Raw genomic sequence first — 15,312 nt, forward strand, 5'->3', positions numbered from 1 at the left:
CCTATTTTAATTGTTTGGATAGCGTTGCTTAAGTAAATTCATCATGTACACATTAATATCCCATTGATTAGCTATCGGCATTGCTGTATAAGGAATTGCTGGCATGTAAGGAAATGGGCCAAATTCAGGCGAAATGCTGAGTAAATCTGCACCCTCACTCCTTCTGTATTTTACAATTGCATCCCACCAATTTAAGTGTGTTTGCAACTCGGTTGTCCATTGTGGTGATCGGGGATCTGAAACTTGTGCCGACTGGCTGTATCCAACCCTGGCATGAATATGTACGGCACGGCTTATGGCCAATTCTATAGCGTCGTTATGATCTTCCAACAAACTTTCCGATACGTTGCACCAATGCGAAAAATCGGCGGTAATTACTATTTCGGGATTGGCTATAAGCAATTCTTTTGCAATACGCACTGCAAATAAAGCCTTGTTACGGTGGGTTTCGTGAGCAATGGTAATTCCGGTTTCGTTTGATATTACCTCAGCCATTTCAAAAAGCTGCCGGTTTTGTTCTGCAGTATAATAGTCTTTACCTGTTTGTGAATCTATTAATACTGGATTTAAACTGGCAAGTTTGTATAGGTACTTTTTAAAGCTTTCGGAATGTTGTGTAAAATCTTTTTCAAACGATTGATAATACTGACCCACCAAAAGCAAATCGTGCTGCTTTAGGGCATCGCCCATCTGTATTTTTTCTATTTCATTAATCGGCATCCCCGCTTCTACACCATCGTACCCAGCGTTTTTTACCATCGAGCAGAATTCATTCCAAGAGATTTGTTCAGCTCCCCAGCGGGGACAGAAGTATTTAATTTTCATTTTCTGCTATTTATTTTTTTGGTAATGATGCTATCGTTATCTGGTCATCTCATCAGCTGCTACCATGATAATTCCTGGCACAAAACCCACAAAACGTTCGTCCATTTTATTAACCTGCTTTTGTTCGGCTGGCACAGCCCAGCCTGTATAGGCATTGTGAATATTACCATTTTCGCCTACGCTTTTTTGTATAAATAACCATGCTTTGGCGAACATATCATCGTATTCATTAGGAATCCATCCCTTACGCACACCTTCTTTTAATGCAGATAAAACCATTGAAATACTGGTTACTTCTTCAGGTGTTGAAGGGTCATCAACAAGAACGTGTAACCCTCCATTTTTGCTCTGATACTGTTTTATACCATCTGCAATAATTTTCATGCTAGCAGCAATCGTTTTAAATTTGGGATGGCTCTTGGGAAGATAACGCAGTAAACCAGCAATAGCCCACAATAACCAGCCTTGCGAACGGCACCAATAAGTTGTTGCATTTTCGCCGTTAAACAAACCTGTCCTTACTAATTTTTTATCTTTATCTAAAAAATGTTTTATCCCTGCTTCTAGCTGAAAAAGAGATTGTTTCCAATAAATATCGGCCACTTTAGGGTCGGTAGATAGTGTAGCCGCAATGGCCGTTGTACGTGTAGCCCAATAAGCCGAATCGGGTATGGTAAACTTCATATAGTCAAAGTCATCGTGCGCAAGCATACCAAACCTGTCTCTACCCACATAATGCAAAACCGCATCTGCAACATCAAAACACACTCTTTTTGCGGTAGGATCTTTAGTTATTTTATATAGCTCATGCACTGGAAACGAAACACCTAGGTTAGCCGAATAGATAACAAATGTTAGAGGTCCATCACGCAAGATCCTTGCTTTTGGCCCTTCGTATTGTTTAAAATACTCAGCATCAGTTAATTTTCCGTCATTTTCTACGTGATATTTAAACCATTTATCCGCAAAAACAAATCCTTCTTTAAATCCCCGATTTGCAAAACGAAGCAGACCCTCTACTTGTATAGAGCCAAACCAATCCGTATTTACCACACTAAATTCCTGCTTTAAAACATTTTGTATCAACTCCTTAATATTTGCAGGTAAGTTTTTAGGTAAACCCGTATCTACCAAGGGAGTTACCTCTAAACTTTTTAGATCAGGAGTGCTTTTAGCAAGTAAAGGCGCTAAAACACCACCTGTTGTGGCTGTCAATAATAGACCAGCGAAGTTCCTTCTTTTCATGAGATGATAAATTATTATTTATTGGTCTAATTTGGTTCCAGGGGCGTAAACATATGGCCTGATAAACTATAAAAATAAACCATCTTAAGGTGAAATGTTATTCTTATTTTATTTAATTTAGAAACTATTTTAATCAAATGGTAAATAAAAATAGCACTTTTTTAAAGCTTTCGAAATCTCAGTAGCACTCGGGGCAATGATACTTTTATTGATAAAAAGTATCCAAAAATCAACATCAATACGCTAAATTAAAAATATCGTTTTAAAGCATCTGGATATTGGGCTAAGGCAATTTCGGGCTCCTCCAATTCAGGGTGCCACAGCTTTTCCCATTCCAAACTGTAAAAACCTTTATATTTTACCTGCTTCAGGCTATCAAAAGCCTCCTTTAACGGAACGTCACCCTTCCCTAGCAATACATAATGTTCTTTACCATCAATTACTTTAGCATCTTTAACATGCACATGCCTAATGTATTTTGCTAATTTTTTACAGACTTCTGCAGGCGACTGTTTAGATGCCGCCCACATATTATGAATATCCCATATCATACCCACGTTGTGGTTTTCTGCTTGTTGCATCACGTACTGCAACTCATTCATTTCCACTAGTTCACCATGAGATTCCAGCAATATCATCACCTGACTAGCATAATTTCCAAGTAGTTTAAGGTTTGTGGCTATGGTATCTAACGAAGCTTTTCGTGCTTCGCCGCTCAATAGCTTTTCAGGAAATACCCGCACATATTTGCTACCTAAACGCTGCGCTAGGTCGATATATTTTTTGGCCTCGTCAAAGTTCTTGTCCCTGTCAGGGTTGGCATTATAATGCATGTGCGCCGACGAGCCTAAATCTGTTATGATTAAACCCTTATCACTAATCATACGTTTTGTAGAGGCCATATTCGCCTCGCTGAACCAGAGTGATTTGTTAAGGTCGAGTTCCCCGGCAATTATCCTTATTTCTACTCCCTGATAATCGTATTTTGAGGCAAAATCAAGTATCTGCGGAAGATCCCATTTGGGGCAACCAAGTGTAGAAAAGGATAGTTTAGGACCCTTTATTACAGCATCGGGTAATTTATAAGCCAAAGACAACGCACCCAACACTATTCCCGAATACTTGATAAATTTCTTTCTGTTGATCTGTTCCATCGTCGCCGTTACTAGTTATAGATTATTGTTTTTAAGTTCTGATACCGCATAGTTTGCAGCCCGAGCGGTAAGTGCCATATAGGTAAGCGATGGGTTTTGTGATGATGTAGAGGTCATGCATGCACCATCGGTAACAAAAACATTTTTACAATGATGAAGCTGGTTCCATTGATTTAGTAATGATGTTTCGGGATCTTTTCCCATCCTTACTCCGCCCATCTCATGGTTTTCATTACCTGGATTATGTTTAGTATCTATCGACTCAATATTGGTGAAACCGGCCTTGGTAAACATGTCTGTAAACTGACCAAAAAAATCTAATATCATTTTTTCATAATTCTCATCATAACTAACATTTACCCTCAGCAGTGGCAGTCCATATTTATCCTTTTTTATTGGATCAAGTGATACCTTATTTGTTATTTTCGGAATAGTTTCTCCCATCATTTGGGCGAAAATTTTCCATTTACCTGGCATTTTATTATCAATATTGGCTTTTAGGTTTTCACCATAATCATTTCCATAATCAGTATGGCCTCTTTGCGACCCTATCACAGTATTGTAACCTCTTAAAAAATCGGTTTCTTGCGTGTAAATATTCCTGAAACGGGGCATAAAACTCATTGTCGGTCGGCGTCCCTGTGTACCGAATTCTTTTAGTCCATCGTATTCGGCGGTAACTTTTCCTCTATAATTATGCGAACCAACATATTTACCCAACAATCCACTATCATTCCCTAGACCGTTTGGAAACCTTGCAGAAATTGAACTAAGCAGAATGAGGTTACTATTGAGTGCTGATGCGTTTACAAAAATAACTCTGGCATAGTATGTCGTAGTTTTCTTGGTATTGATGTCGATCACGTTCACACCCTTAGCCTTCTTAGTCTGCTCATCGTAAATTATAGAATGCACCAACGATTCTGCAAGCAGAGTGAGGTTACCCGTTTTTTGGGCCCAGGGAATGGTGGATGAATTGCTAGAAAAATACCCACCGAAAGGACATCCTCTGGCGCAAAGATCCCGATTTTGACATTTAACTCTTCCCTGTTGTATATGTATTGGCTGAGGTTTGGTCAAATGCGCCACCCTCGCTATAATAACATTCCTGTCTTTATAATTACGCCCTACCACATCACGCAAGTGTTCTACTAAACATGTCATTTCAAAAGGTGGCAAAAATTCACCGTCAGGTAAGGTCGCCAATCCATCGCGGTTTCCGGCTATGCCGATAAATTTTTCGACATGGCTGTACCAGGGTGCTATATCTGCATAGCGCATAGGCCAGTCAACTGCGAAACCGTCACGTAGCGGACCGGTAAAATCGAAGTCGCTCCATCTTTGCGTATGCCTGGCCCATAAAAGCGACCGGCCGCCTACCTGATTGCCCCTTATCCAGTCGTAAGGTTTTTCTTGTATGTATTCTTGTACAGCATCCTTTTTCAAAAAATGCACAGTGCTTTCATCAAACACATAATTTCTACTAGGTATTTTATATTCCTTACTTATACTATAAGGCACTGTACCTCGGTGGGCAAATTCCCAAGGAAACATATTTGTTGTAGGATAATCTTTAATGTGCTTAACATTGCGGCCACTTTCAATCATCAGCGTTTTTAAGCCCTTTTCTGTAAGCTCTTTGGCGGCCCAACCGTCAGACATACCTGAACCAATCACTATCGCATCATACATTTTTACATATCTATTTAAGAAACCGAAAATATTTTTACACAAACATGAAAACGACTCGGAACCAACTCATACGGGATAATCTTAGTCATAAAATACTCCGAGGTATTATAGCCTTTTATAACCCACTTTCGTGTTTCTGCTAAAAAATATTTTAAATCTTCGATGGATTTTCCCTTCTCTATGCTCCTTAATATTGTTAATTTATCGGAATGAGTTAATTTATTAAAAGAGTTGCCCGCCTGTTCTCTTGAATAGTTGTTCAGTTGCCTTAAGCCTTTAACATATATTTCTTGTTGTTTATCATCATAGCAATCATCCATCATTTTTAACAAAAAATGATATAGGTTTAGCTTTTTTGCCCCATAGGTACCCGTTTCGGGAATTATTGTTTCTACTACCCCAGAAAGTAAACTTTCTTCCTTGTCGCTAATCCTGATGAATTTTAGCTTAAGGGAAATGGCACCCCTATCATCCTGACAGGCAGGTATCAATAATATGGCACCACCAACAATGGCTATTTGCTTAATCCATACCCTTCTATTCATGTTACCAGTTTTTTAAAGGTTTAATAATAGTATCTGAGTGATCTCCTTCATCTTTATACACAACCGCAATGGTGGTTTTATTTACGTCTTTTAAGTGGATAGTTAATCTTTTGATACCCTTATTTGGATCTTCACGTTGTGGTTGTATGGATTGCGACAACGGCCTGGCTTCTAGTATTTCAAAGCTCGCGTTCTCAGGGCTTTCAATCTGGACTTTAAGTTTTTCATTATCCAAAGTCAATATCGCTATTCTTTTATTTGCAGAAAGTTGAATAGTTGCTGCTGTTTGCATAAACCAATACAAATCCTTCACTGGCGTTGCGGCAAGCACCTCATCCTGAACTAGCACCTGTTTTTTATCCTGCAAGGCTATACCGCGTATGGCCGATTCAACTTTAGGGGAATACGCATTCGTCATATCTTTTACCCCGAAAGTTGATGATTTGCTGGATAAAAAGCGGTCAATTTTAGTCGAGGCTTTAGTATTTTGATCGGGCTGTTTACCTGGGTTCATCACCAGGGTATTATGACCTTCCGCCTTCATCCGGTAATAAGTCCATCGCTGGCCAGTAGCTATATCAAAGTAACCGGGCAAATCGTAAGTATCATGTTGCAGATCCATCGCCCAACGTTTGCCATTCCGCTCTAAAACAAAATTGCCAATGTCCAGGTGCCCGTGACTTGCTGTATTAGAACCGCCCTTAAAACCGACAAACCAAGCCTTAGGGTCACTCCACGACGAACGCATTGTTGCTACTTCGGCTCCTCGAAAGTAATTATCTAGCGGCAGTTCCTTACCACCAACATAACTCGCATCATACCATAGTAACTCGCGGACATTATATTCTGGATGTTGTTTTTGATAGCTTGCAAGTAATGGCTGATTATATTTTTTAGCAAACCAGAAGAGTTCGGGCGATTGAATCAAGTCCGTCCAGCAATCGGCATAATCAAATGGCTTACCGCTGTTACTGCCCATAGCTAAAAAGTAATCGGCAGTTTTTGAAAATCCCTCTATCTTGCTCAAACCAAAGTCTGTACCTAAAGCCGTTTCTAATGACGCTATCAAGGCCACGTTATACTGTGTTCCGAACTTCCAATAACCTGGCCCTTCGTCGGTTGCCCCGTCAGGTGCTAACTTTAACATGGTATGGGGTATATGCTGTATTACCTGCCCAATTAGGTAATTGCAAAGCTTGGGCTCTTCATCGGCAATAGCTAAAGCTGCCAAACCTACGCCGCCGCTGCAAACCTGGTTCCAGTTACTGGTTGCTTTTGGCCAGTTAACCAAGTGCTTATTCTCCAAGCCGCTGTAACCCATGTAAGCCCTTAATAAGCCTTTATCAATTATGGCCTGTTTGATGATTTTACGTTGTTCGGGCGTCCAAACTTCATACAGCCAGTCATACCCTATGGCAAATCCGTGAAGCATTTCCGATGTATCCAAAAAATGCCATGGGTTCCAGTCGGGGAAACGAGATGCAGAATAAAGATCGCCCCAGACCTTTGCAGCATATTTTTTATTTCCGGTTAATCGGTAAGCCATAGCAAGAACGTATACCCGCCTATAAACAGTACGGCTCACCTCCAACAACTGTCCGCCCAACTGGTTAGCCAGAACATACTTAACAGTATCCGCAGAAAGCAAAGAGTCTGCTTGGTGTATCAATACCTTGCTAACCTTTCTAAGAAATTCATCTTTTGTAATATTTACTTTTAAATTTTCAAAGTCTTTAATCGATTTTAACATTAACCTAGGATGGCCGGTATTTAAAGTAGATAAAATACTATCCGGAAGTTTAACCTGTCCAAAGCATAAACCCGCATAGAAAATAAAGAAAAGTGAAACAAAAAATTTCATCCTATAAATCATATTAAATATCTCCCTAATAATAAGGTGATAGGTTTTTAGTGCTGATTTTATTAAATCCGTGAAGTTCCTTCTTTTCATGAGGTGATAAATATTATTTATTGGTATGATTTGGTTCCAGGGGTGTAAATATATTACCTGATAAACTATAAAAATAAACCATCTTAAGGTGAAATGTTATTCTTATTTTATTTAATTTAGAAACTATATTAATCAAATGCTAAATAAAATTAGCACTTAGAATTAAAATACATTGTAATTATGCTATGAAGCCGATTGTTCAAAAATTACCCTTAACAGAAAATAGTTCGTTTGTGAGCAGATCTTACCGCACGCCTGATTTTGAAGTACCGTGGCACCATCATGTAGAATACGAGTTGATATTATTTACGGAAGGCTCTGGGATGAGTTTTATCGGTAATTATATTGGAGGGTTTGAAACAGGTGATATATTTTTCTTGGGAAAAAATCTTCCACATACATTTCAAAAGCGGGAGAAAGATTTAATAACAAGTGCCATCGTGATCCAATTTCGAGAGGACTGTTGGGGGGAAGACTTCTTTTTAGCCGACGAATGCTCCCCTATCAGAGAATTATTTGCTATTTCAGCGAAGGGATTAAAAGTTTCGAACTCAAGCAAGATTGCACTAACTGCCTTAATTAAAGAATTGGAGCATACAGTTGGCTTTCAACGTGTAATTGGTTTATGTAATTGTCTAAATATTATAGCTTCAGTAACTGATTACCTCCTACTGTCGACTGGTATGGTTAGACAATCTGACCCCAAAAGCAATGATAAGATTGATAAGATTTTTGACTTTACTATCTGCTCGTTTAAAAGACCAATTGAACTGCAGGAAGTAGCAAGCATTGGCAATATGAGCGTTCCTGCATTTTGCAGTTATTTTAAAAAATGCACAAAAAAAACTTACATCAGCTTTTTAAATGAAGTACGAATCGGTTACGCCTGTAGAAGTTTGGCAAATGTAGATAAAAGCATTAATCAGGTTTGTTTCGAAAGTGGCTTTCAAACACTACAGAATTTTAATAAACAGTTTTATAAACTAAAACAAGTTACGCCATCTGCCTATCGGAAAAAAATAATTAGAAATTTGTAGCAGCATTCCCCTTGAAACAACTATCTCTTGTGTAATTTAGTGCTTGTTACTTTTCCGACAACCCAGAGGTTATGATTTGCAGCAACCTTTTAATAACTTTTAGTTATCCAATATGACAGTAACAACTTCACCTTTAGCTGTTAATTTAGTCTGTTTTTTGATTACTTTATTACCTTTCTTTATCAAAATCTCGTATGCTCCATTAAATCCACGAACTTGTAGTTTACCGTCCTTATCGGTAATCCCTTTTTCATGGGTTGACCAAACATTGCTCACAAGGTTTGTGAAAACCTGACCCTGGGGCTTAATGTTCCAATTTTTATCCCAAAGTGCAGAGGCTGAAATCCAATGCTGTTTTTCCCAAAATCCCCATTGTACAAAACCAATTGTATTGGGATTACTGAATACTGCCGTCATAAAATCTCTCATATAACGTGCCTTAAAATCATTATCATCACTTGTAATGTCGAATTCAGAAATCTGAATCGGTAATCCTAACTCTGAAAAATGAGCTAGCTTAGCTATAACATATTCGATTGCGGGAGGAGTGCTACCAATGTGTCCTTGCTCTCCAATGGCGTCTATAGCTCCATGCGCTTGCAAAAACTTAGCATTTTCAAAAAATGTTTCACTGGGAGAACCTTTTCCATCTTGTCGAAACATGGTATAATCGTTTAGAAATAATTTTACGCCAGGCGCTCCAACTCTCGCTGCTTTGAACCAGTTAAGCATGGCATTATTACCTAATAAATCAACCAATTCATGGTGATTATATGTTTCGTTAACTACATCCCATTCTGTAAACTGCCCCTTCATTACTGTTGTTTGATCCTTTATTGTTGCCAATATAGATTTTTGAAGTGCACTGGTATCATTTTTTAAGGGTAACAAATGAGGTGAATGTTGCCAAGATGGCCAAACCATAACATGACCTCTTATTTTAATATCTTGCTGTTTTAACCATTTTGTTGCTGATAGCGTTTTGTTGTGGTCATATTTTTGCCAATACTTGGCTTTCATTTCATTTTCTAAAACTACTTCATTAAAGTACTTAACTAAGGTGTCGCGGTATATTTTTGCGTCTGCACTAACTGTATCTAATAAGATAGATGAATTTGAAGCAGTTCCCCAAGCAAAACTGTGCTTTTTTAAGTGTACCTCCACACTTGCACCTTGTACAGGTTTGCCGTTTTTGTTTAACACGAGAACTTGCAAATTGCCTTTTCGATATTTTTCTATGCGCTCTGCAGCTGCCTTTCGCCATGGGGCATCAGGACTATCTCCATCATAATGCACCACGCTGCGAGGTAAGTCGCTATATTTGGTAGTTTTTTCATAGTTGATAAGCGTTAAATCGCCAAATTCAAAAATCTGGGCTGCAGCTCCACATTTTAAAACAAATGATAGTTCACCAGAAGCTATGTTTCTAGAAGCAATAAATGGTATTTGAAAACTTATCCACTTAGCACCTATTGATATGCCTCGCTCTAGGATAGGCGGCCATTCATATTTGCCATTAACAGTACGGTCTAATGAGATTTCTATAACTGCCTCTCCAGATTCTCTTTTACTTTGAATACATTTTGCCTTAAATGATAGCCACATAACATCGCCAACATTAACCTTATTATTTACTGGTGCTCTTAATATGTATTCTTTAGTACCAACAGGTATATTGTAGGTATTTACCTTAAGGGCAGATGTGAATAATTGATCTTTTACAGTTACAGTTTCTATACCCGAAAATTCTTTAGTATTTGTTAGCGAGTTTATGCCACGGAGTAATGTGTCCCCTATTTTTACTTGCCCAAAAACCAGATTTGAACTAAAGAGAAAAAAAGCGGTTATTAGCTTTAAAAGATGGTTGTATTTCATTTTCTGCATGGAATGTAAGCGCGTAATTTTCCTTTTCATGGTTATATACCTGACAATTTTTAGTATTAACCAAATAGTCACATAGACCCACATAGTTCGGTGTCTATGTGCCCTCATGTTAGCTTGATGCAAATTGCATCCTGTCTCAATACTCATATCTCAATACTCACATCTATGTAGTTTAATTTATGTCGTAACAAGTCAGTATATTTAATAAAAGCCGGCGAAATCACCGGCTTTTATTTTGTTATTGATACCCGTTATTTTGAGGTAACAAATTAGTATTAAGGTTAATCTGCGGTTGAGGTACAGGGTAATAGCGATGAAAATCTTTAATATTAGTAAATCCTGCGGCGGTTAATACAGTCACTAACTTGCCCATACGTATTAAATCATCTCTGCGTTTCCCTTCAAAACAAAACTCCCAATGGCGTTCGTCTAAAACGGCATTTTCAAATGCATTTTGATCTAAGCCAGAAAGAAGCCCAAGGTTTACGCGAAATCTTACTTTGTTTATGCCAATGTATTTATTGGGGTCTGCTGGATTAATACGGTTTAAGGCTTCTGAATGCATTAACAAAACATCGGCATAGCGGATGATAAGAAAGTTGCAACGATCGTTAAAGGTCGTTAAAGCCAATGCATCATCCCTGTATTTAGCACAAAAAGGATTAGTTGTTGGAGTGGTTAAATAATTGTAGGGAGTACCAGTTATACCTACACCCTGATCGTAAAAATTGAATTTCTTCCTAATAACATCTGTACTTGGAAAAGAATCGTAAAATTTACGTTCTGCAGGGAAAGAGCCAAATGAGTTAGGATAAACAAGACCATCAACCAGAAATCCGGTCATGCCACCTGCACGATTCGGTGCTTGATCAAATTGGATAGAGAAAATATGCTCTATCCCATTTTCTTTAGTTACATTAAATACATCTGAATAGTTAGGAAATAAATTATACTCCTTAGAATTAATAACTTTTTCGCAAGCTGCAGCTGCATTTTGAAAATCATCTGCTTCTTTAAAAGGCATGTAAGCACGTGTAAGATATACTTTTGCGAGTAAAGAAGTAGCCGCACCAGAACTTGCTGTACCCTTGTAACCTGACGAGATTTGAGCTTCCTTTTTTAAATTTAGCTCTGCGTACTTAAAGTCTTCAATTATCTGTTTATAAACTAAGCTTTGTTCCGTTCTGCTAGGCTTTTGTGCTTTCAGATCTTCCAGTTCGGTAAATGATTCTAAAACAAGAGGTACATTTCCAAACATTTTTACGAGTTCAAAATAGCAGTGCGCCCGTATAAACCGTGCTTCGGCAAGGTAAGGGTTAATAACAGCATCAGACAACCCTGATAAAGGAGCTTGTTTAATAATCACGTTAGCACGAGAAATAATAATATAATTACGCACCCAAAATTGATCAATTTCACTATTCACAGGAGTGATTAAATGATTCTGCATTTCATATCTAGGCCCACTTGTTGCTATTGTTGTCAATTCGTCGCTAAATATATCAGTAAGTATCAAATTACTTCTTCCATAGCCTTCATTGGCCTCAAACATAATATAAAGCCCATTTGCCAATACTCGTAAATCTTCTTCAGATTTAGGAAATGTGGCTAAGTCTAGGCTGGAGAATTGTTTTTCGTCCAAAAATTTCTTGCATCCGGTTTGTATCGATACAAAAAATATTAATATTAAAATTTTAAATATATTTTTCATTTCATTTTCTTTTTAAGCGTTTATACTAAAATCCAAATTTTGCTCCAAATATAAATGACCGTGCAACTGCATAAGCTCCCTGGTCTACTCCTTGTACAAATTGTCTGGTAGAAGCATATGAATTAACCTCTGGATCAAAACCAGTATATTTGGTAATAACGCCTAGGTTAGTACCAGTAACATATAGGCGTAAAGAATTTATTTTAGCTCCCTTTAACCATTTATTATCATTTATTTGGTAAGATAAGGAAAGCGATTTTAGCCTTATGTAGCTTCCGTCTTCAAGGAAATCGTCTGCAAGCAATCTGCTAGTTTCGGAACCTGCAGCGGTAAGCGTGTTGCTTGTTCCTTCGCCTTTCCACCTGTTAAGCACACTTTTTCCTTTATTATTTGCTGCCTCATATTCTAAATAGTATTTATTCAGGTTCAAAATTTTATTGCCTTGCTGCCCTTGTAAAAAAGCATTCAGTTCAAATCCTTTATAAGAGAAGGTGTTAGTAAAGCCAAAAACGAATTTTGGATATGCTGATCCATCCATTATTTTCTTATCACCCTGGTCTATTTTCTGATCATTGTTAATATCTATATATTTGGCAAAACCAGGTTTAAGTGTGGCTTTGTAGGCGTTACTAAAGTTACTATTGTTGATTTCTGTTTGTGATTGCCAGATGCCATCAAATGTGTAGAGAAAAAATTTCCCTAATTCTTGGCCAGGTTGAAGAATTATAAAATCTTCTCTGGAGATAAGTGCTTCAAACTCACCTGACCCTATTTTCCGAAACGGTTCAAGTCCTAGGGATAAAATTTTATTTCTGTTGGTTGCAAGGTTAAATGACGAATTCCATTTAAAGTTTGTAGTGCTTATAGGTTTTCCTGAAAGGGAAAGTTCTAACCCTTTATTACTAATGGAGCCTAGATTTTCCTGAGCGTTTGTAAAGCCAGTTGTTGCAGGTAATGCTACTTGCCATAATAGATTAGTGGTTTTCTTATTATAATAATCAATAGTAAAGAGCAATCGCTCAGACCATAAACTTACATCCACTCCGGCATTAAAAGCTGCCGTTTGCTCCCATTGAAGATTTTGATTTGAGACTTGAGAGGCAGCAGCGGCAACTTGCTTGGTAGTTCCGAAAACTACATTGCCATCTTTTGCACTTGGATTATTGCTTGATGAAGCTAAATCATACCCATACCTTGATAGATAAGGATTAATTTCCTGATTTCCAGTTACCCCATAGCCTGCTCGTATTTTTAAATCAGATATCATATCTAATTTTTTAAGCATAGGCAACTCTTTAAGCTTATAAGCTATGGCTGCCGATGGGAAGTACCCATATCTGTGATTAGCACCGAACTTACTTGATCCGTCAGCCCTTAAAGTTGCTGTTAGTAATAAGTTAGACCATAGTTTCCCATTGATACGTGTATAGTATGATTGTAGCTGATTTTGATCTGCGAAAGAAAATGCTTTTTGTGCTGGCCCCGCACCTAAACTATTCTCCTCAAAAGCATTTGAAAATATTCCGGCACTACTAGCGGTACTAGTTTCGTTATTAAATTTTTGAAAAGATACACCAGCTAATGCTGTAATTGAATATTTAGATCCAAAATCTTTGGTATAAGTTAGGTAGTTTTCATTTAACCAGTTTCTGGTAATCCGGTTAAATTTACTACCAGAGCCTTTGTTACCAGCTTCTTCATAAAGATCGCTCGGCGCAAAAAAGTTTTGCCTTCCGCTTGCAGATTCGCCTCCAACAAGCACTTTAAGCTTCAATCCTTTTAAAATATCATACTCTCCAAACATGCTTACTTGTGCCCTATTTAGATAGGCGTCATTAGTTACCCTTTCAGAATAAGCTACAGGATTACCCAATCTGTCTACATTGCCAGAATAACTTACAGAGAAATCATCCCTTATGATGCCATTACCGTAAGAATAGCCATTAATTGGTCCACTTACAGGTATGGAAGGATTAATACGTAGAGCATTCAATATTACGCCACCCTGAGTTCCTCCAGCTGTATTAACAAGCGTGTTATGACCAAGTGTATGGGCTAAAACGGAAGTTAAACCGAATTTTAATTTATCAGATATCTGACGATCCAAGTTGAAACGTAAATTCCCTCTTTCAAAGCCAGTTTTTCGTACTATACCGTCCTGTTGAAATACCTCTCCACTTAGTAGGAATTTGGTTTTTTCTTCACCTCCACTTATGCTTAATTGTGCGCTAGATACTGGTGCTGACTGAAAAAGTCCGTCCTGCCAGTTAGTGGTGTGGGTAGAAAAATAATCTAATAAAGCCTGTGATGCAAAAGGCGCAGCCGTCGGCGTGAGGTTTTTAATCACCTCATTTTTATATTCCGCATATTCCCTGGCATTCATTAAATCAAGTTTTTTAGTAACTGAACTAACTCCATGGTAACCTTCCAAATTAATGTTCAACTGCCCAGCTTTTCCACGTTTGGTGGTAATTAATATTACTCCGTTTGCGCCACGAGAACCATAGATAGCTGTAGCAGAAGCATCTTTTAATATCTCCATAGATTCAATATCGTTTGGATTTAAAGAACTTAAATCTTCATTACTCGGATATCCATCAACCACAAATAAAGGCTCACTACTTGTTCCTAATGAATTATTTCCTCGTATCCTGATGTTTGGCCGAGCACCAGGAGTGGCATCACTATTGGTTACCTGCACACCCGCAGCCCTACCTTGTAAAGCCTGACTAACTGAGGTTAGCTGTGTGTTTTTAAAATCAGCTGCTTTTATCGAAGATACTGAACCTGTTACATCGCCTTTTTTAACAGAGCCATAGCCGATAACCACTACATCGTTAAGTAATTTACTTTCTGATTTTAAAACAACATTTAACTTGGTATTCTTTCCAACAGATATCTCTTGTGTTTCAAAACCGATATAAGAAAAAACCAATACCGAATTTTCTGAAGATACATTGATACTAAAATCGCCATTATTTGTTGATACAACCCCATTTTGAGTGCCTTTTTCTTTAATACTAACCCCTGGAAGTGTCTCATTATTACTATCAGTTATTTTACCAGAAACAGTTATAACAGCTTTGCTTGAGGTTATTTTTAGTTTGGGATTTACTGCTGCTTTTACGTGTATGTTTAACAGCGATGCAGTAAGAGAAACTACTAGTAAACACAAAAAGGATTTAAACAATACACTTTTTGGAATACGTGGATCACGAAAGGCAAATTTTTTCATACTTTAAATTATTTGGTTAATTATTTGGTTATT

The 15,312-nt window shown here is 37.8% G+C and carries 10 protein-coding genes; 1 reads left to right on the top strand and 9 read right to left on the bottom strand.

Annotated elements, in window-relative coordinates:
* Nucleotides 1-6: 6 nt before the first annotated feature.
* The 6 genes from GJU39_RS12735 to GJU39_RS12760 form a co-directional block, all read right to left on the bottom strand.
* Complete coding sequence (locus GJU39_RS12735) at nucleotides 7-825, bottom strand: sugar phosphate isomerase/epimerase family protein (protein ID WP_154281181.1); 819 nt, start codon at nucleotides 823-825, stop codon at nucleotides 7-9.
* Nucleotides 826-861: 36 nt separating this feature from the next.
* On the bottom strand, nucleotides 862-2,070 hold the full coding sequence (locus GJU39_RS12740) for a glycoside hydrolase family 88 protein (protein WP_154281182.1): 1,209 nt from the start codon (nucleotides 2,068-2,070) through the stop codon (nucleotides 862-864).
* A 248-nt stretch (nucleotides 2,071-2,318) separates the two neighbouring features.
* Nucleotides 2,319-3,224 (bottom strand): sugar phosphate isomerase/epimerase family protein, encoded by a 906-nt coding sequence (locus GJU39_RS12745; RefSeq protein WP_154281183.1) that lies wholly within the window; start codon nucleotides 3,222-3,224, stop codon nucleotides 2,319-2,321.
* A gap of 15 nt (nucleotides 3,225-3,239) precedes the next feature.
* Nucleotides 3,240-4,916 (bottom strand): GMC oxidoreductase, encoded by a 1,677-nt coding sequence (locus tag GJU39_RS12750; RefSeq protein WP_154281184.1) that lies wholly within the window; start codon nucleotides 4,914-4,916, stop codon nucleotides 3,240-3,242.
* A gap of 14 nt (nucleotides 4,917-4,930) precedes the next feature.
* Complete coding sequence (locus tag GJU39_RS12755; RefSeq protein ID WP_154281185.1) at nucleotides 4,931-5,461, bottom strand: gluconate 2-dehydrogenase subunit 3 family protein; 531 nt, start codon at nucleotides 5,459-5,461, stop codon at nucleotides 4,931-4,933.
* Between the two features lies 1 nt (nucleotide 5,462).
* Nucleotides 5,463-7,322 (bottom strand): heparinase II/III domain-containing protein, encoded by a 1,860-nt coding sequence (locus tag GJU39_RS12760; protein WP_167515684.1) that lies wholly within the window; start codon nucleotides 7,320-7,322, stop codon nucleotides 5,463-5,465.
* A 275-nt stretch (nucleotides 7,323-7,597) separates the two neighbouring features.
* On the opposite strand from GJU39_RS12760, the gene GJU39_RS12765 reads away from it, so the two are divergent.
* Nucleotides 7,598-8,449 carry an AraC family transcriptional regulator gene (locus GJU39_RS12765; protein ID WP_154281187.1) on the top strand — a complete coding sequence of 284 codons (852 nt, stop codon included), beginning with the start codon at nucleotides 7,598-7,600 and terminating at the stop codon, nucleotides 8,447-8,449.
* A gap of 99 nt (nucleotides 8,450-8,548) precedes the next feature.
* Here GJU39_RS12765 and GJU39_RS12770 read toward each other — a convergent pair whose 3' ends face one another.
* The 3 genes from GJU39_RS12770 to GJU39_RS12780 all read right to left on the bottom strand — a co-directional run bounded on the left by GJU39_RS12770 (nucleotide 8,549) and on the right by GJU39_RS12780 (nucleotide 15,279).
* Nucleotides 8,549-10,363 carry an endo-1,4-beta-xylanase gene (locus GJU39_RS12770; RefSeq protein WP_167515685.1) on the bottom strand — a complete coding sequence of 605 codons (1,815 nt, stop codon included), beginning with the start codon at nucleotides 10,361-10,363 and terminating at the stop codon, nucleotides 8,549-8,551.
* A gap of 208 nt (nucleotides 10,364-10,571) precedes the next feature.
* Entirely contained in the window at nucleotides 10,572-12,044 is a 1,473-nt protein-coding gene (locus GJU39_RS12775; protein ID WP_154281189.1) for a RagB/SusD family nutrient uptake outer membrane protein, read from the bottom strand.
* 25 nt (nucleotides 12,045-12,069) lie between these two features.
* Nucleotides 12,070-15,279 (bottom strand): SusC/RagA family TonB-linked outer membrane protein, encoded by a 3,210-nt coding sequence (locus tag GJU39_RS12780; RefSeq protein ID WP_154281190.1) that lies wholly within the window; start codon nucleotides 15,277-15,279, stop codon nucleotides 12,070-12,072.
* Between the last annotated feature and the right edge of the window lie 33 nt (nucleotides 15,280-15,312).

Origin of the sequence: Pedobacter petrophilus (assembly GCF_009674725.1) — a bacterium.
Taxonomy (GTDB): domain Bacteria; phylum Bacteroidota; class Bacteroidia; order Sphingobacteriales; family Sphingobacteriaceae; genus Pedobacter; species Pedobacter petrophilus.

Coding starts and splice junctions, on each gene's coding strand:
- GJU39_RS12735 (WP_154281181.1), bottom strand. CDS start 825: ATGAAAATTAAATACTTCTGTCCCCGCTGGGGAGCTGAACAAATCTCT.
- GJU39_RS12760 (WP_167515684.1), bottom strand. CDS start 7,322: ATGAAATTTTTTGTTTCACTTTTCTTTATTTTCTATGCGGGTTTATGC.
- GJU39_RS12740 (WP_154281182.1), bottom strand. CDS start 2,070: ATGAAAAGAAGGAACTTCGCTGGTCTATTATTGACAGCCACAACAGGT.
- GJU39_RS12775 (WP_154281189.1), bottom strand. CDS start 12,044: ATGAAAAATATATTTAAAATTTTAATATTAATATTTTTTGTATCGATA.
- GJU39_RS12770 (WP_167515685.1), bottom strand. CDS start 10,363: ATGAAAAGGAAAATTACGCGCTTACATTCCATGCAGAAAATGAAATAC.
- GJU39_RS12765 (WP_154281187.1), top strand. CDS start 7,598: ATGAAGCCGATTGTTCAAAAATTACCCTTAACAGAAAATAGTTCGTTT.
- GJU39_RS12745 (WP_154281183.1), bottom strand. CDS start 3,224: ATGGAACAGATCAACAGAAAGAAATTTATCAAGTATTCGGGAATAGTG.
- GJU39_RS12780 (WP_154281190.1), bottom strand. CDS start 15,279: ATGAAAAAATTTGCCTTTCGTGATCCACGTATTCCAAAAAGTGTATTG.
- GJU39_RS12750 (WP_154281184.1), bottom strand. CDS start 4,916: ATGTATGATGCGATAGTGATTGGTTCAGGTATGTCTGACGGTTGGGCC.
- GJU39_RS12755 (WP_154281185.1), bottom strand. CDS start 5,461: ATGAATAGAAGGGTATGGATTAAGCAAATAGCCATTGTTGGTGGTGCC.